The organism is Azospirillum sp. 11R-A (assembly GCF_049472615.1).
GTDB lineage: Bacteria > Pseudomonadota > Alphaproteobacteria > Azospirillales > Azospirillaceae > Azospirillum > Azospirillum palustre.
Window position 1 is genome coordinate 16,132 of record NZ_JBCEBL010000020.1, and the last position, 17,967, is coordinate 34,098.

Annotated in this window: 16 protein-coding genes; 8 read left to right on the forward strand and 8 right to left on the reverse strand. The window is 66.5% G+C overall.

The features are described 5' to 3' along the window. Positions 1–318 precede the first annotated feature (318 nt). Positions 319–1,317 carry an NAD(P)H-quinone oxidoreductase gene (locus VH569_RS23530; protein WP_423318394.1) on the forward strand — a complete coding sequence of 333 codons (999 nt, stop codon included), beginning with the start codon at positions 319–321 and terminating at the stop codon, positions 1,315–1,317. 18 nt (positions 1,318–1,335) lie between these two features. On the opposite strand, the gene VH569_RS23535 is transcribed toward VH569_RS23530, so the two are convergent. From VH569_RS23535 to VH569_RS23545, 3 genes are all read right to left on the reverse strand, one after another. Then, positions 1,336–2,814 carry a hypothetical protein gene (locus VH569_RS23535; protein WP_423318396.1) on the reverse strand — a complete coding sequence of 493 codons (1,479 nt, stop codon included), beginning with the start codon at positions 2,812–2,814 and terminating at the stop codon, positions 1,336–1,338. Positions 2,815–2,826: 12 nt separating this feature from the next. After that, positions 2,827–3,432, reverse strand: a complete 606-nt coding sequence (locus tag VH569_RS23540) for a BON domain-containing protein (RefSeq protein ID WP_423318398.1) — start codon at positions 3,430–3,432, stop codon at positions 2,827–2,829. 222 nt (positions 3,433–3,654) lie between these two features. Beyond that, positions 3,655–4,497: an N-acetylmuramoyl-L-alanine amidase family protein gene (locus VH569_RS23545; protein ID WP_423318400.1), complete on the reverse strand. Its 843-nt coding sequence runs from the start codon at positions 4,495–4,497 to the stop codon at positions 3,655–3,657. A gap of 257 nt (positions 4,498–4,754) precedes the next feature. Here VH569_RS23545 and VH569_RS23550 point away from each other — a divergent pair, with 257 nt between their 5' ends. Beyond that, positions 4,755–4,922: a hypothetical protein gene (locus tag VH569_RS23550; protein ID WP_199235334.1), complete on the forward strand. Its 168-nt coding sequence runs from the start codon at positions 4,755–4,757 to the stop codon at positions 4,920–4,922. A 197-nt stretch (positions 4,923–5,119) separates the two neighbouring features. Here the strand turns inward: VH569_RS23550 and VH569_RS23555 are convergent, their stop codons facing one another. Both VH569_RS23555 and VH569_RS23560 read right to left on the reverse strand, forming a co-directional pair. Beyond that, on the reverse strand, positions 5,120–5,950 hold the full coding sequence (locus VH569_RS23555) for a class I SAM-dependent methyltransferase (RefSeq protein WP_423318402.1): 831 nt from the start codon (positions 5,948–5,950) through the stop codon (positions 5,120–5,122). A 168-nt stretch (positions 5,951–6,118) separates the two neighbouring features. Continuing rightward, positions 6,119–6,505, reverse strand: a complete 387-nt coding sequence (locus VH569_RS23560; RefSeq protein ID WP_109449699.1) for a hypothetical protein — start codon at positions 6,503–6,505, stop codon at positions 6,119–6,121. 223 nt (positions 6,506–6,728) lie between these two features. Here VH569_RS23560 and purU point away from each other — a divergent pair, with 223 nt between their 5' ends. Further along, entirely contained in the window at positions 6,729–7,595 is an 867-nt protein-coding gene (purU, locus tag VH569_RS23565; RefSeq protein ID WP_423318404.1) for a formyltetrahydrofolate deformylase, read from the forward strand. Positions 7,596–7,623: 28 nt separating this feature from the next. Here the strand turns inward: purU and VH569_RS23570 are convergent, their stop codons facing one another. After that, on the reverse strand, positions 7,624–8,427 hold the full coding sequence (locus tag VH569_RS23570) for a response regulator (protein WP_109050112.1): 804 nt from the start codon (positions 8,425–8,427) through the stop codon (positions 7,624–7,626). A 947-nt stretch (positions 8,428–9,374) separates the two neighbouring features. Between VH569_RS23570 and VH569_RS23575 the strand changes: the two genes are divergently transcribed. Together VH569_RS23575 and VH569_RS23580 are read left to right on the forward strand one after the other, a co-directional pair. Next, positions 9,375–9,878: a hypothetical protein gene (locus VH569_RS23575; protein WP_423318548.1), complete on the forward strand. Its 504-nt coding sequence runs from the start codon at positions 9,375–9,377 to the stop codon at positions 9,876–9,878. Positions 9,879–10,233: 355 nt separating this feature from the next. Further along, complete coding sequence (locus VH569_RS23580; protein ID WP_109490956.1) at positions 10,234–11,868, forward strand: AMP-binding protein; 1,635 nt, start codon at positions 10,234–10,236, stop codon at positions 11,866–11,868. A 7-nt stretch (positions 11,869–11,875) separates the two neighbouring features. On the opposite strand, the gene VH569_RS23585 is transcribed toward VH569_RS23580, so the two are convergent. Both VH569_RS23585 and VH569_RS23590 read right to left on the reverse strand, forming a co-directional pair. After that, entirely contained in the window at positions 11,876–12,751 is an 876-nt protein-coding gene (locus VH569_RS23585) for a ChbG/HpnK family deacetylase (protein WP_423318407.1), read from the reverse strand. A gap of 84 nt (positions 12,752–12,835) precedes the next feature. Then, the gene (locus tag VH569_RS23590; protein ID WP_423318408.1) at positions 12,836–13,786 is read right to left on the reverse strand and encodes a DMT family transporter; all 951 of its coding nucleotides are present in this window, start codon (positions 13,784–13,786) and stop codon (positions 12,836–12,838) included. A gap of 399 nt (positions 13,787–14,185) precedes the next feature. Here VH569_RS23590 and VH569_RS23595 point away from each other — a divergent pair, with 399 nt between their 5' ends. From VH569_RS23595 to VH569_RS23605, 3 genes are all read left to right on the forward strand, one after another. Beyond that, positions 14,186–15,784: an ABC transporter substrate-binding protein gene (locus tag VH569_RS23595; RefSeq protein WP_423318410.1), complete on the forward strand. Its 1,599-nt coding sequence runs from the start codon at positions 14,186–14,188 to the stop codon at positions 15,782–15,784. Between the two features lie 239 nt (positions 15,785–16,023). Beyond that, positions 16,024–17,034 carry an ABC transporter permease subunit gene (locus VH569_RS23600; RefSeq protein WP_423318411.1) on the forward strand — a complete coding sequence of 337 codons (1,011 nt, stop codon included), beginning with the start codon at positions 16,024–16,026 and terminating at the stop codon, positions 17,032–17,034. A gap of 9 nt (positions 17,035–17,043) precedes the next feature. Further along, a complete protein-coding gene (locus VH569_RS23605) occupies positions 17,044–17,967 on the forward strand; it encodes an ABC transporter permease subunit (RefSeq protein WP_423318413.1) in 924 nt (307 codons plus the stop codon).

Consider the following 17,967-nt stretch of genomic DNA (forward strand, 5'->3'; position numbering starts at 1 on the left):
TCTTTACGGAATGCGGCCCTTTTTCTTGAGAAAAGAGCCGTTTCCACGGAATGGAAAAGCGTCTTTTTTCTCGGGAAAATGGACGTTGTCCGTGCGATTGTCTGTCTCGGGAAAGGCGTTCCTTTCTCATCGGGCGGATGTGTTGTTTTGCATGTTCGCGCTTCTCTCGGAGACTGGCCGTGCTGTGTGCAGCACGGCCATTTTTTTGACTTTTCCGCAGGGCGAAATCGGATCCATCGCCGCGTGGACTGGCCGTCCGCCGCGACGACACAGTGCCCCCCAGACCTTTCATGAGAATAGGGCAGGGGAGCAATTCGAATGGCAGAATCCAGACTGATGACGGCAATCGAGGTGAGCCAGCCCGGCAAGCCGGAGGTGCTGGTCCCGGCGCGCCGCCCGGTTCCCGATCCGGCGCCCGGCGAGATCCGCATCGCCGTCCAGGCCGCCGGCGTCAACCGGCCGGACGTGCTCCAGCGGCTCGGCAAGTACAACCCGCCGCCGGGCATCACCGACATCCCCGGCCTGGAGGTCGCCGGCACCGTCGATGCGCTGGGCGAGGGAGTCGAGGGCTGGCGCATCGGCGATCCGGTCTGCGCCCTGCTGGCCGGCGGCGGCTATGCCGAGTTCTGCGTCGTGCCGGCGGCGCAGTGCCTGCCGATCCCCGACGGCCTGTCGATGGCCGAGGCGGCAGCCCTGCCGGAGACCTTCTTCACCGTCTGGTCGAACGTGTTCGAGCGCGGCGCGCTTCAGCCCGGCGAGGCGCTGCTGGTCCATGGCGGCACGTCGGGCATCGGCACCACGGCGATCCAGCTGGGGGCCGCCTTCGGCGCGCGGGTCTTCGCCACCGCCCGCGGCGCCGAGAAATGCGCCGCCTGTGTCCGGCTCGGCGCCGAACGCGCCATCGACTATGCCGAGGAGGATTTCGTCGCGGCGGTCAAGGAGGCGACCGGCGGGGCCGGCGTGAATGTGGTGCTGGACATCGTCGGCGGCGATTACGTCGCCCGCAGCATCGACGCGCTGGCGGTCGAGGGCCGCTATGTCTGCATCGGCTTCGTCCGCGGCGCGACGGCCAACGTGAACTTCTTCCCGGTGATGACCAAGCGGCTGGTGCTGACCGGCTCGACCCTGCGCGCGCGGCCCATGGCCTACAAGCAGGCGGTGGCGGAGCAGCTGAAGGCGCGCGTCTGGCCGCTGGTGGCCGCCGGCACGGTCAAACCGGTCGTCCATGAGGTCTTCCCGCTTGCCAACGCCGCCGACGCCCACCGGCTGATGGAGAGCAACCAGCATGTCGGCAAGCTGGTGCTGGCGGTGGGGTGAACCGAAACTCTCTTCAGCTCAATCCAGCATCGGCAGCCCGGTCTCGATGCGGACCAGGGCTGCCAGCAGCGGGGCGCCGATGTCGCGGCGGACGAAGTTGCTGGCCTTTTCCGCCGCGTTGATCGCCAGCTGGAAGCTCCGGCGCCAGCGGTCGTCGTTGTAGAAGACCTTCTCCGCCTTGGCCCGCTGCGCCAGCAGGCCGGGGCGGCGGCCGGCGGCCTCGTCCACCAGCTTGTTCAGGCGGTTCATCAGATCGTTGGCGATGGCCGGCTCGCCGCGCTTCATCGCCGCTTCGATCAGCTCGGCAAAAGCCTCGCCGCGGGTGTCGATGTCCGCCACCTGATCGGCGTAGGCGACAGCCATGCCCGCCTCGCCGCGCTTGGCGAGCCGTCCCAGCACCGCCGGGATCGTCCAGGGATTCTCGTCCTGCACGGTGCTGAGCAGGCCCAGCGCCAGCTTCGGCTCGCCGATGTCGGCCGCCGCCACCGCCAGTTCCGGCGGGCAGCAGTCGCCGCGGGTTTCCTTGAACTTGGAGAACTGCGTCTCGACCGTGTTGAGGAACAGGGTGCGGGCCTGCGCCTCCTTGCCGGCGCGCAGCAGCGTCTGGGCGACCAGCCCCAGCTCCCAGGCGCAATTGTGGCTGGAGGCATAGCTCTTGGCCTCGTCGGCCAGCGCGTTGGTCAGGCCGCCGTCGCCGCGCCACGCCGCCGCCTTGGCGATGTCGGCGAGGTTGTAGATGCGGGTCGAGCAGTCGTTGATCTGCCGGGTGATGTCGAGCGCCAGCGGCGTCTGCCCCATCAGCGACAGGGCGCGGGCGACGAACAGGTCCTGACCGGAGCTGTCGGCGACGCCGCCGCGGCGGACCGCGCTGACGAAGGGCGCCATGATCTCCTTGGCGCGGCCGGTGTCGCCCAGCTGCTGGTAGGCGACGGCCAGCGACAGCCAGTCCCAGCGCGCCGCGTTGATCGGCGTTTCCACCGGCGGCAGCATCTCGCCGATGCGGTGGAGGAAGCACAGGCTGTTCAGCTGGTCGTTGCAGACCAGCGCACGGATGCGCGAGCGGAATTCGTAGAAATCGAAATCGCCGACGAACTGGTTGGTGACGAGCTGAACCGCCAGCGGGCTGTCGGGATATTTCGTCACGATGTCGTTGAACAGCTTGTCCGCCTCCTTCAGAAGGCGGCCCTCTTCGGCGACGTCATAGGTGTTGTCGGCTTGCCGGATCAGCTGCAAGGCCTGGACGAACAGGCGGTTGGCCGGGCCGGGAGTGCCGGAAGCCGGGTTGTCCGCCCCGCCGCCGTCCTGGTCCTGCGCCAGCACGGTCTGCTTCGCCTCATCCTGCCCAACTATACCCTGCACAGCCATATCCTGTGCCGCCTTCACCGCCGCGTCCTGCGCCGATGCGGGACCGGCCGCGAACGCCGCCGGCAGGCTCAAGGCTGCGGCGACGGCGGCGGTGCGGAGAACGGCGAGGACACGGGATAGGGCGGAGGCCATGGCGGTCGGGGTTCAACCCTGGATGTTTGGGTTCGGGAGCAGACGGACGTAGCTGACGACGCGTTGGACGTTGGGCACCGAGCGGGCCTGCTGGAGCGCGCGGTCCAGCTCGTCCTGCGAGCTGGCGACACCCATCAGATAGACAACGCCATCGACGGTATCGATGCTGTAGTTCTGGCTATGAATATCCGCATCGAACGTGATGCGGCTGCGGATCTGGGTCGAAATCCAGGTGTCGCGCGCGGTGTCCACGATGCTGGACCCGTTGTCGATCTGGATTTCGTTGATGACTTCCTTGACGCCCTGGGCCTGCCAGGCGAGGCGCACCGCGTCGAGCCGCATCTGCGCGTCGGCGGCGCGGCCGGTCAGCAGGACGCGGCCCTGATCGACGGTCAGCCCGATGCGGTTGGTCAGGTCGATGGAATGCTGCAGCCACAGCGAATTGATGCGGGCGCGGATTTCGGTGTCGCTGACGAAGCCGCCGAAGCCGCGTTCCTGCGTCGCCACGACGGCGGTTCCGCCCGCGGCGCCCAGCACCAGCGGCCCGCAGCCGGCCAGCGAAACACCGGCGGTGCAGGCGAGTGCGAAGACTGTCCAAAGGCGGCTCGAACCCGTCACAGTGTGCCTCCTTTCGCCTGCATGGCCAGCGCCGGGCGGAATCGGCGCGCGGCCGGAAAAAGTCACGGCGGAACAGTCTTTGCAATGGGGAAATTCGAGGCTTTCACCAGTCATCGTCACTTTGTCCCGAGGTGATGCACGGATGTTGCAGTCGCTGCGAGTGCGAAGGGATGTCCGCGAAGCACAAGTCGCCGCGACGCCTTCGCCAGTCTCACGGCGAAATCAGGCGAAAGCTGGGCTGGAAAGCACGCCGGCGATTTCACGGGCCAGGACGCGGGAAACCACCCGCCGGGCGGTCGCGTCGCGCAGGATTTCCTCGTCCCTGGGGTTGGAGAGGAAACCGGTTTCCACCAGCACCGACGGCACGTCCGGGGCCTTCAGCACCGCGAAATTGGCCGCGCGCATCGGGTTTTCGAGCAGGCGCAGCTCCTTGCCCGCCCCCTCCACCAGAATCTGGCGGGCGGCCAGCGAGGCATGGCGGGTGTGGCGCGCCGTCAGGTCCATCAGGATGTCCTTGACGATCCGGCCGCCGCCGACCGCCCCCGGCTTGCCGAAGCGGTCGGCCTGGTTCTCCTGCTGGGCGAGGCGGGAGGCGAAGGAGTCCGATGCCTTGTCCGACAGGATGTAGGCGGACAGGCCGCGGGCATCGGCATTGGGGGCGCTGTCGGCGTGGATCGACACGAACAGGTCGGCCCCGGCCTCGCGCGTCAGCGCAACCCGGTCGTCCAGCGCCAGGAAACGGTCGTCGCGCCGCGTCAGCCTGACGGCGACGCCATGCCGCTCGGCCAGGATGCGCGCCACGTCGCGCGCGATGTCCAGCGTCACCTCCTTCTCGAAAGTGCCGCGGGTGCCGATGGCGCCGGGATCGTTGCCGCCATGGCCGGGATCGAGCATCACCAGCCGCGACCGCGACGAAGTGCCGCTGGCCGGTTTGCGGTCGGGCCGCCGGCCCGACGCCTGGGCGCTGCCCGAACCCAGAGGCTGGGCCAGCGCCAGACCGGCGGCGCCGAAGGCGGTTAACCAAAGCTTGCTGAGCCCGAGCCCAAGCAGCTGTCGTCGATCCATGGCCAAAAATACCGTGCTGCAAAGGAGGGAAGGCATCGGCACCAAGCCGTGCCATCCGTTCATCTAGCCTGAATCATTAACCAATGCGGCGGCGCAAAAGTATTGTCAAGGCCGGCCAGATTACCGTTTCTGAATATTTGTGGGCATTCGGTAACCGGGGCAGACTTGACGTGCCGAGGATTCGACAGAGGTCATTGGTTGCTTGATGGCGAATTGAAAAAGCGCTAAAATTTTAGCGATCAGCTCGGGAGGTGTCGATGTTGAGGAAAGCACTGTTCAACATCATCCGGCAAGAGCAGCGCGATATCGAGGACAAGCTCGAACGCGAGGAACAGCAGCAGAGTCCTGACGTCCGCCGGATCGTCGGCCTGCAACAGGAGGCCACCAGCCTGCGTCGTGAGTTGGAACATTTCCACGACGTTTGACCCCGGCCATCGGCTTTGGCCGACCGGGGTCTTTTGGGTGGGTCGCCACTGAATTCTGTGACCGATCGGTCGCGCCCCCTTCTCCGCAGGATCGCGGGGAAGGGGATTTTTGTTTCCGGGTCCATCGTTCCCGCAGTCAGGCAGGGGACTCAAGCGCCAGCCTTGAAACGCCAGCTCCGAGTGTCGGCCCTTTCCAGTCAGACTGCCCGCCCGATGATCTCCGTTGGTGCGATCAATCCCCGTTCCAAGATGTCGCTCATGTTCGCGGCCTTCCGCTGCGCGGAATCACCCATCAGGATGTGCAGGCCAAGCGGCGGCGGACCTCCGCTTTGTGCGGCCTGGGCACGCATCCGGCGAAAGAATTCGATGGCGGACTCGCGGCGGCTGCGCTCCTTCTCGACAGCGAACCCGGCGCCTTTCAGCATTGCCCGGTAGGCGTCGGCGCTCTCGACGAAACTCGTCCCGGCGCTCGATGCCCACGGCAGCGGAAAAGTCAGGTCGCCTTCGCCCTGGCGCATCACGTCGTAGATCCCGATGACGCCGCCGGGCCGGAGCACCCGCCGGATTTCGGCGAACAGCCTCTCCTTGTCCGGGATGTTCATGCCGACATGAAGCATATACGCACCGTCGAACGTGCCGGCCTCAAATGGCAGGGCAAGTGCGCTTCCTTGCCGGTAGGCCACCCGGCTCTCCAGCCCAACGCGCCTCGCCAGGGCTTCGGCCACCCGGACATACTCGTCCGTCAGGTCGATGCCGTTGATTCGGCAGCCGCGTTCGGAGGCGAAATAGCGCGATGCTCCGCCCAGCCCGGAGCCGATATAGAGCAGATTGAGGCCCGGAGCCAGCCCCATCTGTTCCGCGAATTCGATGGTTGCCTGCCGTCCGCCAATGTGAAACTCATCCACCGGCGCGAGGTCGGCGAGGGTGAGGTGTTCGATGTCCTTTCCCGAGGCGGCCAGCGCGGCAAGGATCGTCCGCTCCAGCGATCCATGACTGTAATGCTGTGCCACGGACTGTTCGATCTTCATTGCGCCGCCTCCGGACAATGCAATGTGTGCGGCCAACATACCGTTGATGCCGGATGGCTGACCATCGGCTATTCGGTGCGGGGGTCAGTTGAAATGGACAGTCCGGAGGGCAGGAGCCATCCGTTTGTAAAGAACCTCCGCTTCGTGTCGGCCCATTAACCCGGCCCCTTAACCCAGCTTGGCGTATCCGCGTTCGATCACGCGCTCCGCGGCCTCGTACACCGCCAGCATCTGCTCGTAGGCTGCGCGCAGGCGGGCGAGGTCCGCGACGGCGGCAGCGTCCGGGTGCCGGGACTCCGACATCTTCAGGCCGGCACGGATATAGTCGGCGCGCAGTTCCGCCACCCGCACCGCCATCCGCAGGAAGGAGTCGCGGTTGAGATTCGGCAATTCGCGTCCGATGACCTCGCAGTTGGCCTCCAGGATCGCGGCGTCCATGTTTTCCAGGAAATGGCGGATGCGCTGGCTGCGGCTGCTGTCGGCGGCGTCCGCCGTCATCAGCTTGTCGACCTTGCCCTTGGTGTATTCACCGATGATCTTGCCGCCGGATGCCATGGGTGACTCCGTCTTCCTCCGCCGGCCGGTCCGGCCGCCGTCGCCGATTGTCGCACCGCCGGCCGGCCGATGCCAGAGCGGCGTGGACCGCCCGGCATCGGGGACAATCGCGTTGGACGGCACAGCCATGTGCACACCCGTTCATGAAGCGGGTGCAACATCGTGGCGTTCGTGCTAGGGAAGCTTCCCCCTTTTCTTGCTGTTACGTCATGGTGGACGCGCGATGTCTGAGACCGGCTCCGACTATATCCTCACCGTTTCCTGCCCCGACACCGTCGGCATCGTCTTCGCGGTGTCCGGCTTCCTGGCGGAGCGGAGCTGCAACATCATCGACAGCGCGCAGTTCGGCGACCGCATCTCCGGCCTGTTCTTCATGCGCGTCAGCTTCAACGGCAACCCGGCCGGGCAGACCAAGGCGCAACTGGAGGCCGACTTCGCGGCGCAGGTGGCGGACCGCTTCGGCATGACCTGGAAGATTCACGACGCCCGGCGCCGCCCGCGCGTGCTGATCATGGTGTCGAAGTTCGGCCATTGCCTGAACGACCTGCTGTACCGCTACCGCACCGGCTATCTGCCGATCGAGATCCCGGCCATCGTCTCCAACCACCGCGATTTCTATCAGCTGGCGGCGTGGCACAACATCCCGTTCCACCATCTGCCGGTCGCGTCCGACAACAAGGCGCAGCAGGAAGCCCGCCTGCTGGAGATCGTCGACGAGGAAAAAATCGACCTCGTGGTGCTCGCCCGCTACATGCAGGTGCTGTCCGGCGCGCTGTGCGAGCGGATGGCCGGCCGGGTGATCAACATCCACCACAGCTTCCTGCCCAGCTTCAAGGGCGCCAAGCCCTACCATCAGGCCCATGCGAGAGGCGTGAAGCTGATCGGCGCCACCGCGCACTATGTCACCTCCAACCTCGACGAAGGCCCGATCATCGAGCAGGAGGCGGAGCGTGTCGACCATACGATGACGCCCGACGACCTGGTGGCCATCGGGCGTGACATCGAGAACATCGTGCTGGCCCGTGCCGTCCGCTACCACGTGGAGCATCGTGTACTGCTGAACGGCAACAAGACGGTGGTCTTCCGCTAAAACCTCCCGAGTGAAGCGGCGCCGCCCCTCAATGGGGCTGCGCCGTCTCGCGGGCATCTTCCGGCTGCGGCATGAACACGGCCCGCGTGATCGCCTGTTCGATCTGGTCGCGGGTGAAGGGCTTCGGAATCACCGGGCCCAGATGCTCCAGCCCGTGCTTGGCCAGATCGTCCGGGAAGGCGGTGACGAAGATCACCGGCAGGAACCGGCGGGCCCGCAGCTCGCGCGCCACTTCCAGCCCGTTGTCGCCGTCGGCCAGCCGGATGTCCATCAGGGCCAGCGTCGGCCGGTGCTCGGCCGCCAGCGACAGCGCCTCGTCCATCGTCGCCGCGTTGCCGCAGACGATGTGGCCCATGCCGCGCACCGTCTCCGCCAGATCGTAGGCGATGATAGCGTCATCCTCGACGATCAGGATGGTGGCGGTCAGCCGGGCACGGACGCGCTCGCGGGCGTGGGTCAGCCGTTCCACCGCGTCTTCCGGGGCAAGGCCCAGCACGGCGGCGGCCTCGCCGACCGGCAGGTCCTCCAGGTTGACCAGCAGGTAGAGCCGGCGGTCGGTCTCCGCCAGCGTCATCAGCGCCGATTCCACCGGATGATAGGGCGCGACCGCCGGGGGCGAGCCGTCTTCATCCTGCAGTTTGTGCAGATGGCGATAGAGCGTGCCGCGCGACGTGTCGTCGCCGCGGCCGCTCTCCGCCTCGTCCGCCTCCAGGTACCATTCCAGGGTGCGGGTCACCAAGGCGTCCCCCCGCCCGTTCGTCCCGGTCAGCGCGCGGGCGTAGCGGCGCAGGTAGGGCAAATGCTGCATGAAGTGACCGGTGTACTGCTCCATCTCTCTCCCCGTGCCTTTCTGCGGCGCGTGTTCCTGGCATCCACCCGATGTGCCGTTTCCGGGACCCCGGATACGGCCGGTGCAACTCGATCTCTCCCGGGCGCCTGTTCCCGGTCCGCATGTCCGGCGCTGAAATCCGGCGACCGGACCGCCTGGGCGGCCCTGCCGAAAATCACTGCGCCGTCGCCGCTGCTTCGATCAGCAGACTGACTCATCCCGAGCTGCAGCGGTGGAGTTCATATGGCGCAGTCCGCGGCCTAACGGGAGTGAACCCGAAAGATTTATTCGAGATACCGACAACGGATTACTCAGCCTGAATACTATGAAGCAAGGCCGGCTACGGCCCGCCGGGCCTTGCGTGCGGCCTATGACCGGCAGGCATAGGGGATGCCGGAGGGGCGGACTTAACCGTTCGGAAAGGCTTACAAGCCTACTCTGTCTTTGCCCTCCGGCATCGGTCTTTCCGCTGCCGTGCGAGGGCGAGGCGAGTGTTCCCGATCCTCGTGCGCGCCGGCCAACCCCCAGGCCGGCGCGTTTTTCTTTTCGGCCAAGGCAGCGATTCGAATCGCCGACTGTCCCGCTCGGGAACCAACCGTCAGCGGCGGTGTTGGACTTGGCATGGTGTGATTCCTCCCTGAACCGCCGATCCTAATCGCCGCCGGGCGCCGCCGCGACATCACGCGGGTGGCGCCGGCGGCGAACTTTTATCTGTCAAGATAATGGCCATGTCGCCGCTTCGCTTCCGTCAATCGGGGACTTTCACAAGCCGGCACTTGCAACGCGTTTAATCCAACGTTAAGGACATCGGCACACGGTTGGGGTACGGCGTCTTTGGGCGCGCCCTGCCGTTTCAAGGCCGGCGGACCTGTGCCGGCCGGGGTATCGCGTGGGCTGCCGCATCGGGTCCGGGTTTGTGCATGGAAGACCAAGAGTTGGATCGGTCCCTGATGGACGGCATTCCGCCGGATGAGCTGGCCGACTTCGCCCGGTGGCGGGAGCGCGTGCGCGGCACGAACATTTCCGAGAAGACGCTGCTGGCGACCGACTATCTCAATCACTTCAACGAAATCGTGATGCTGATCGAGATGATCCCGGACATGCCGGACATGCTGGAGGAATGCCGCATCTGGCAGCCCAAGAGCTATGCCGAGCATTTCCGCGACAGCGGCTTCTCCGACAAGGAACTGGCGATCGAAGCCTACGGCCATGTGCCGTCCAAGTTCCTCCGTCCTTTCGAGGACACCATCGCCCAGGCCCATCAGGTGATCGCCCACACGCTGGAACGGATCGGCACCGACATCGACAGCGGCGATCCCGTCAAGCTGCGGATGGACTGCCAGACCTCCGTCGCGATGATCCACCGCATCATCCAGATCGCCAACGGCATCATCCACGGCACCGCCCACGTGATGGAGCAGGGCGAGATCGATCTTTACCTGCAGAACGGCTGACGATCGGTACGCCGACCCGTACTTTCGTTCCAAATCATGCGTCTTACCAACGAAAAACTGGCCTTTTCAGTCACTTGTCCCGGCACGAATGGCGATTGATGGTGCACCCACCATTCGTTCGTTGCATGGCTCACTTGCTCCCCCTGGCACTATAGTCGGATCATAAAAGACAAGACGGAGGCGTGTTCATGCGTCCTCTGCGGGGGGAGATGGAGCATTGCCCATGAAGGGATGCGCATTCGCGCCGGCCGACGGTATGGCCGTGTCTGAACCGCGCGTGTGGCGGCCGGGTCCGCCCACCGATCACGCCGGCCCCGTTCTTCCCGTCCTGCAACGGGGGGAGATGACGCAGCGCATGATGCCATCCGGACATTTGGACAGCTTCACCCGTGACCGGCTGCCGGCGCCGTCGCAGCGCCCCGACCTGATCCTCGACCGTCCCGAACTCCAGTACCCGCAGCGCCTCAACGCCGTGTCCGTCCTGATCGACGGCTGGCGCGAGCGCGGCTGGGACGGACGTCCCTGCCTGATCGGCGGCGATGGCGAGGTATGGAGCTATGGCCGGATGCGCGACACCGTCGACCGCATCGCCCGCGTCCTGACCGAGGATTACGGGATGGTCACCGGCAACCGCGTCCTGCTGCGCGGCCCCAACACGCCGATGCTGGCCGCCTGCTGGCTGGCGGTGATCAAGGCCGGCGGGGTGCTGGTGCCGACCATGCCGCTGCTGCGCGCGCCCGAGCTGGCCGACGTGCTGAAGCGTGCCTCCATCGACATGGCGCTGTGCGACACGCATTTCCTCGACGATCTGGAAGAGGCGGCGCTGCCGTCGCTGCGCATCGTCGGTTTCCGCGACGGCGAGCTGGAACACCGCATCGCCACCAAGCCGCCGGGCTTCGAGGCCGCCGACACGGCGCAGGACGATGTCGCACTGATCGCCTTCACCTCCGGCACCACCGGCACGCCGAAGGCCGCCGCCCATCTGCACCGCCATCTGCTGGCGATCTCCGACCTGTCGCCGCGCTCGGTGCTGGGGACGACGGCCGAGGATGTCTTCTGCGGCTCGCCGACGCTGGCCTTCGCCTACGGGCTGGGCGGGCTGCTGCTGTTCCCGCTGCGCATCGGCGCCTCGGTGATCCTGCTGGAGCGCGGGACCGCCGACCGGCTGATCGAGGCCGCCACCCGCCACAAGGCGACGGTGATGTTCACCGTGCCGACCGTCTATCGCGGCATGATCGGCCGCATGGCCGCCGACCCGGCGCTGGCGAAGGGGCTGTCCGGCCTGCGCCTGTGCATCTCGGCCGGAGAGCCGCTGCCGCAGCAGACCTTCGAGGGCTGGCGCGACGCCACCGGCCTGGAAATCCTCGACAGCCTGGGCACCACCGAACTGCTGAACGCGGTGCTGCATGCTGTGCCCGGCAATGTGCGGCCGGGCTCCACCGGAAAGCCGGTGCCGGGCTATGAGGCGATGGTGGTGGACGACCAGTTCCGCCGGCTTCCCCCCGGTCAGGTCGGCCGGCTGGCGGTGCGCGGGGCGACGGGGTGCCTGTATCTCGACGATCCGCGTCAGGAAAGCTATGTCCAGCAGGGCTGGAACCTGACCGGCGACGCCTTCCACGTCGATGAGGACGGCTTCTTCTGGTACCACGCCCGCACCGACGACCTGATCGTCTCGGCCGGCTACAAGATCTCCGGGCTGGAGGTCGAGAACATCCTGCTGAGCCACGATGCGGTGCAGGAGTGCGCGGTGATCGCCGCGCCCGACCCCGTGCGCGGAACCATTCCCAAGGCCTTCGTCGTCCTGCGCGACGATGTCCGTCCCGACGAGCGTCTGGCCGAGGAGCTGCAAAGCTTCGTCAAGGAGCACATCGCGCCCTACAAATACCCCCGCGCGGTGGAGTTCCTCGACGCCCTGCCGCGGACGGAAACCGGCAAGGTCCAGCGCTTCAAGCTGCGCCGCCGCGCCTGGCAGCCGGACGAGGCGGAGTAAAGCGTCCCTACCGGGAGAAGCCGGCGTAGCGGGTCAGCCGGATGTTGCGCGCCTCCAGCAGGGCGGCGAACTCCGGCCCGCGCAGATAGTCGTATTCGGCGCGCCGCGGCTCGACCAGCGTGTCGACGCGGCGCAATTCCTCGTCGGGCAGGCCAGGGTGGACCATCACCAGGGTCCGGCCGCCGATCCCGTCGCCAATTCCGTCGAGAAAACGGGACATCAGGTCGGCGAAGGGCCGGCTGCCGGCAAAGTCGTAGACTCCGGCGAAGCGGTCGTTGGCCGGGATGCCACGGTCCCGCACCATGCGCCTCAGCCCGCCGCCCAGCCCGCCGATCAGCAGCGTCTTCGGCACCGCCACGCCCCGGCGCAGCACCGCAGCCACTGGCTCGCCGCACAGGCGGACATAGGCGCCGGGCAGGGAAGCCAGCGCCTCCGCCACCGCATCGCGGACGACCGGCAGTTGGTGGATGTGCTGGTGGCCGTCGATATAGTCGGGCGGGGCACCCCAGGCGTCGGCGAAGGCGGCGATCTGGCGCGACAGTTCGTCACGGATTTCCGCCTTTGCCGCCGGGCTGTTCAGCCTCCCGCGATAGGCCCAGCCCATCAGCCGTCCCAGCGGCGGCAGCCGGCCGTCCGGCGCCAGCGTCGGCATCGAGCCCAGCGGCGGCTGGTCGGTCAGGGTGAAATGCAGCCCGACGTCGGCCTTGCCCTTCAGCTCGCGCAACGCATCCGCGCCGCTGCGCCAGTGCGGGCAGAGGCTCATGACCGAGGTGGCGGTCAGCCGGCCCCGGGCGATCAGGTCGCGGATGGCGGCGTTGACGCCGGGCGCCAGCCCGTAATCGTCGGCGCAGAGCAGCAAGGGGGTGGATGCGGTATCGGTCATGGCCGGACGGATGCGGGTGGCGAAGGTCCGGCCAAGATGGGAGGGCCGCCCTTGCCGATCAAGCGATACCGGTTGGCATGCCGCTCAGGCCGCTTTGCCTGCCGGTTCCGCCGCCGGCTTGCGGGCTTGCAGGGTGGCGAGCATCACGCCGGGCAGCACCAGAAGCACGCCCATCAGGTGGAAGCCCTGCAACGGTTCGGACAGCATCGCCCACGAGGCCAAGGCCGCCCACAACGGCGACACGTACAGCGCGGTGGAGGCGCGGGCCGCACCCATCATCAGGATGGTCTTCTGATAGGCGAGCAGCGCCAGCACCGAGGCGAACAGCGCCACGGCGACGATCGACAGGACGGTGGAGACGGAAAAGGGGACCGGCCGCACCGCCACCGTCTCCCACGCATAGAAGGGCGCCAGCACCAGCACGCCGGCCAGCGCATTGGCGGCGAAAGCGGTGACCACCGGCAGGGGTGTGCCCGATTGCCGCAGCAGGATGGTGTAGACCGACCAGGACACCGCCCCGGTCAGCACCAGGAGGTCGCCGCCATTGAAGGACAGGTGCCGCAAAGCCTCCAGGTCGCCGCGGGTCAGGATCACCAGCACCCCGGCCATCGCCAGCAGGATGCCGAGGATCTGCCGCGGGCGGATGGCGTCGCCCAGCCAGACCGCGCCCAGCGCCAGGATCATCGCCGGGCTGGTGGCATAGATCAGGCTGGCGTTGGTGGCGCTGGTCCGCTCCAGCCCGTAATAGACGATGGCCCCTGAAATCCCCTGGCCCAGCACGCCCAGCAGCAGATAGCGCCGCCATTGCGCCTTCAACTGGCCGCGGTGGGCCAGCAGGCCCGACAGGGCGAAGGGCAGCACGATCAGGAAGGCGATCAGCCAGCGCCAGAAGGCCAGCCCGATCGGCGGCACCACATGCGCCGCCGCCCGCCCGACCACGGGGTTGGAGGCCAGCAGCGCGGACCCGACGATGTAGAGGCTGTAGGCAGCCAGCGGCCCGGACCGCAGAAAGGACGGCAGAAACGGAAAGGGCATGCCGGACCGGTATCCGAAAAATGGTTTCATAACAGGTGCAACCCAGCCTAGCATGGGGTTGGTCGCCGGACTTCACGGCGGGTGCGCATGGCAGCCGACCGCCTCCATCGGCTGCGCGTATTTCCCCGGCGACACACCCGGAAGGCCTGATTCGCCGGGGTAGGAAGCTGCCGGTTCGGTCAACCGGATGGTTGGCTTTGCAACTGTTTCGTTTTCGGGGGCGAAAATGTATCCATACGGACGTATTGGCGCCACGAATTGTGCCCTGCGCCACGGTATAGCCACGTATGCATGTAGGCGTTGACAGGCGCCTTGGGCTCGCGCCAAATGGCGACGCTATTTCCAAAGGCGTTCTGGCAAATTTCCATACGCTCCAATCGGAATCGGGAGGCAAGACGAATGAAGCGCATCCTGCTGGGTGCCGGGCTTGGTATGGCCGCGGCGCTGGCGCTGTCGGCGCCGGCCCAGGCGGCGAAGACCCTTGTTTATTGCTCCGAGGGTAGCCCCGAAAACTTCAACCCCATGTTGAACACGACCGGCACCAGCTTCGACGTTGCTCTTCCGGTCTACAACAACCTCGTCCAGTTCGAGCATGGCGGCACCAAGGTCGTTCCCGGCCTGGCGGAATCCTGGACCATCTCCGACGACGGGCTGGTCTACACCTTCAAGCTGCGTGCCGGTGCCAAGTGGCACAGCGTCGGCGATTTCAAGCCGACCCGCGACGCCAACGCCGACGACGTGATCTTCTCGTTCGAGCGCCAGTGGAAGCCGGAGCATCCCTTCCACAAGATCTCCGGCGGCGCCTACGATTACTTCAACGACATGGCGATGCCCAAGTTGTTGAAGTCGATCGAGAAGGTCGACGACCTGACGGTCAAGTTCACGCTGAACGCGGTCGAGGCGCCGTTCCTGGCCAACCTCGCCATGCCGTTCGCCCCGATCATGTCGGCCGAATACGGTGCGATGCTGCTGAAGAAGGGCACGCCGGAGAAGCTGGACCAGGTTCCGGTCGGCACCGGTCCCTTCCAGTTCGTCGCCTACCAGAAGGACGCCGTCATCCGGTACAAGGCGTTCGAGCAGTATTGGGGCGGCAAGCAGCCGCTCGACAACCTCGTCTTCGCGATCACGCCCGATGCGGCGGTTCGTCTGGCCAAGCTGAAGGCCAACGAATGCCAGATCATGCCGTATCCGAATCCGGCCGACATCGACGGCATGAAGAAGGACACCTCCATCGTCGTTCAGGAGCAGGAAGGCCTGAACGTCGGTTACGTCTCCTTCAACGTGACGAAGAAGCCGTTCGACGACGTGCGCGTCCGCCGCGCCGTCAGCATGGCGCTCGACAAGAAGGCGACCGTCGCCGCGGTCTATCAGGCCGCCGGCGTCCCGGCCAAGAACCCGATTCCGCCGACCATGTGGTCGTACAACGACGCCATCGAGGATTATCCCTACGACGTCGAGCGCGCCAAGAAGCTGCTCGCCGACGCAGGCTATCCCAACGGCTTCGAGACCGACCTGTGGGCGATGCCGGTGCAGCGCCCGTACAACCCCAACGCCAAGCGCGTCGCCGAGATGATGCAGGCCGATCTGGCCAAGGTCGGCATCAAGGCGAAGATCGTGCAGTACGAGTGGGGTGAGTACCGCAAGCGGATGCAGCAGGGCGAGCACCAGATGGGCATGCTCGGCTGGACCGGCGACAACGGCGATCCGGACAACTTCCTCTACACCCTGCTGGGTTGCGAGGCTGCGCGTCCGGGCGGCAACAACCTGTCGAAGTGGTGCAACAAGGAGTTCGACGACCTCGTCGTCCAGGCCAAGCGCACCACCGACATCGCCGCGCGCACCAAGCTGTACGAGCAGGCGCAGGTCATCTTCAAGGAAGAGGCCCCGTGGTACACCATCGCCCATTCGGTGGTTTACACGGGCCTCGCCAAGAACGTCGTCGGCTACAAGATGGACCCGTTCGGCGTCCATCGCTTCGAAGGCGTCGACCTGAAGTAATGCGCGACGCGCCCCTGCAAAAAGGGGGTGCGGCGCCGGGTGTACCGGGTTGGAGGCGTGGGGTTCCACGCCTCCAACCCTTTGAACAGAGTGGCATTCCCAACCCTGCGCAAGCGGGGAAGGGCCGGAGTGGGGGCAGGTGCCCCTGATGGAACGGGGCGTCGGCCCAAACGGTTTTTGTACCGGTTCGGCGCTCCGTTCCAGTTTTCACCGTAGTTTTAAAAAACGAGTACCCGTCGATGCTTCGCTTCATCCTGACGCGGGTAAGCTTGGTGATTCCGACTTTTCTCGGCATCACCTTTCTGACCTTCATCCTGATCCGGCTGGTTCCCGGCGACCCCATCGAGGTGCGCGTCGGCGAACGGGGTATCGCGCCCGATCGGCTGGCCGCCCTCCGCCATGAACTGGGTCTCGACCAATCGCTCTGGCAACAGTTCCTCGATTATGTCGGCAACGTGCTGTCCGGCGATTTCGGTCTCTCGCTGGTCACCCACAATTCGGTGCTGAGCGAATTCGTCACCCTGTTCCCGGCGACGCTCGAACTGGCGCTGTGCGCCATGCTGTTCGCGACGCTGGTGGGCCTGCCGGCCGGCATCCTGGCGGCGGTCAAGCGCGGATCGCTGTTCGACCACGGCGTGATGGGCGCCAGCCTGACCGGCTATTCCATGCCGATCTTCTGGTGGGGCCTGCTGCTGATCCTGTTCTTCTCGGTCGCACTGGGCTGGACCCCGGTTTCGGGGCGCCTGGATCTGGTCTATTACGTGGAGCCGGTGACCGGCTTCATGCTGATCGACACGCTGATGGCCGGCGATTACGAGGCGTTCCGCTCGGCGCTGTCGCATCTGATCCTGCCGACCATCGTGCTCGGCACCGTGCCGCTGGCCGTGGTGGCGCGCATGACGCGCTCGGCCATGCTGGAGGTGCTGGGCGAGGATTACATCCGCACCGCCCGCGCCAAGGGTCTGGCCAGCGGCCGGGTCATCGGCATGCATGCGCTGCGCAACGCGCTGATCCCGGTGGTGACCGTCATCGGCTTGCAGGTCGGCACGCTGCTGGGCGGCGCCATCCTGACCGAGACCATCTTCTCCTGGCCGGGCGTCGGCAAATGGCTGATCGAATCGATCAACCGCCGCGACTATCCGGCCCTGCAGGGCGGCGTCCTGCTGATCGCCACCTCGGTGATCCTGGTCAATCTGCTGGTGGACGTGCTTTACGGCGTCCTCAACCCCCGCATCCGTCACGCGCGGTGAGGCCAATCCATGTCCGCTGAAACCTCGACCAATCCAAAGCCCGCCGTCCCGGAACCGATCGCCGTGTCGTGCCCGCCGCACCCGCTGACCGAGTTCTGGTATCACTTCAAGCAGAACAAGGGCGCGCTCGGCGGTCTGGTGGTGATCGCGCTGATCGCGCTGATCGCCATCTTCGCCGGCGTCATCGCCCCGCACAATCCCGACATCCAGTACCGCGACGCCATCCTGACCCCGCCGGTCTGGCAGGAGGGCGGAAGCTGGAGCTACATCCTGGGCACCGACGACATCGGCCGCGACATGATGTCCCGCCTGATGTACGGCGCGCGGCTGTCGATGATGATCGGCCTGATCGTCGTCACCCTGTCGCTGGCCGTCGGGCTGGGGCTGGGGCTGGTCGCCGGCTTCTTCGGCGGCATGGCCGACGTGCTGATCATGCGCGCCATGGACATCCTGCTGGCGCTGCCGTCGCTGCTGCTGGCGGTGGTGGTGGCCGCCATCCTCGGGCCGGGGCTGGTGAACGCCATGCTGGCGGTGTCGGTGGTGGTGATCCCGCACTATGCCCGCCTGACCCGCGCCGCCGTGCTGGCCGAGGTGAACAAGGACTATGTCGTCGCCTCGCGCGTTGCCGGGGCCGGGCCGCTGCGCCTGATGCTGATCGTGGTTCTGCCCAACTGCGTCGCCCCGCTGATCGTGCAGGCGACGCTGGGCTTCTCCACCGCCATCCTCGACGCCGCGGCGCTGGGCTTCCTCGGCCTCGGCGCGCAGCCGCCGACGCCGGAATGGGGCACCATGCTGGCCTCCTCGCTCCAGTTCCTCCAGCGCGCCCCCTGGGTCGTGACCTGGCCCGGCATCGCCATCCTGGTGACGGTGCTGGCCTTCAATCTGTTGGGCGACGGTCTTCGCGACGCGCTCGACCCCAAGCTGAAGCGTTGA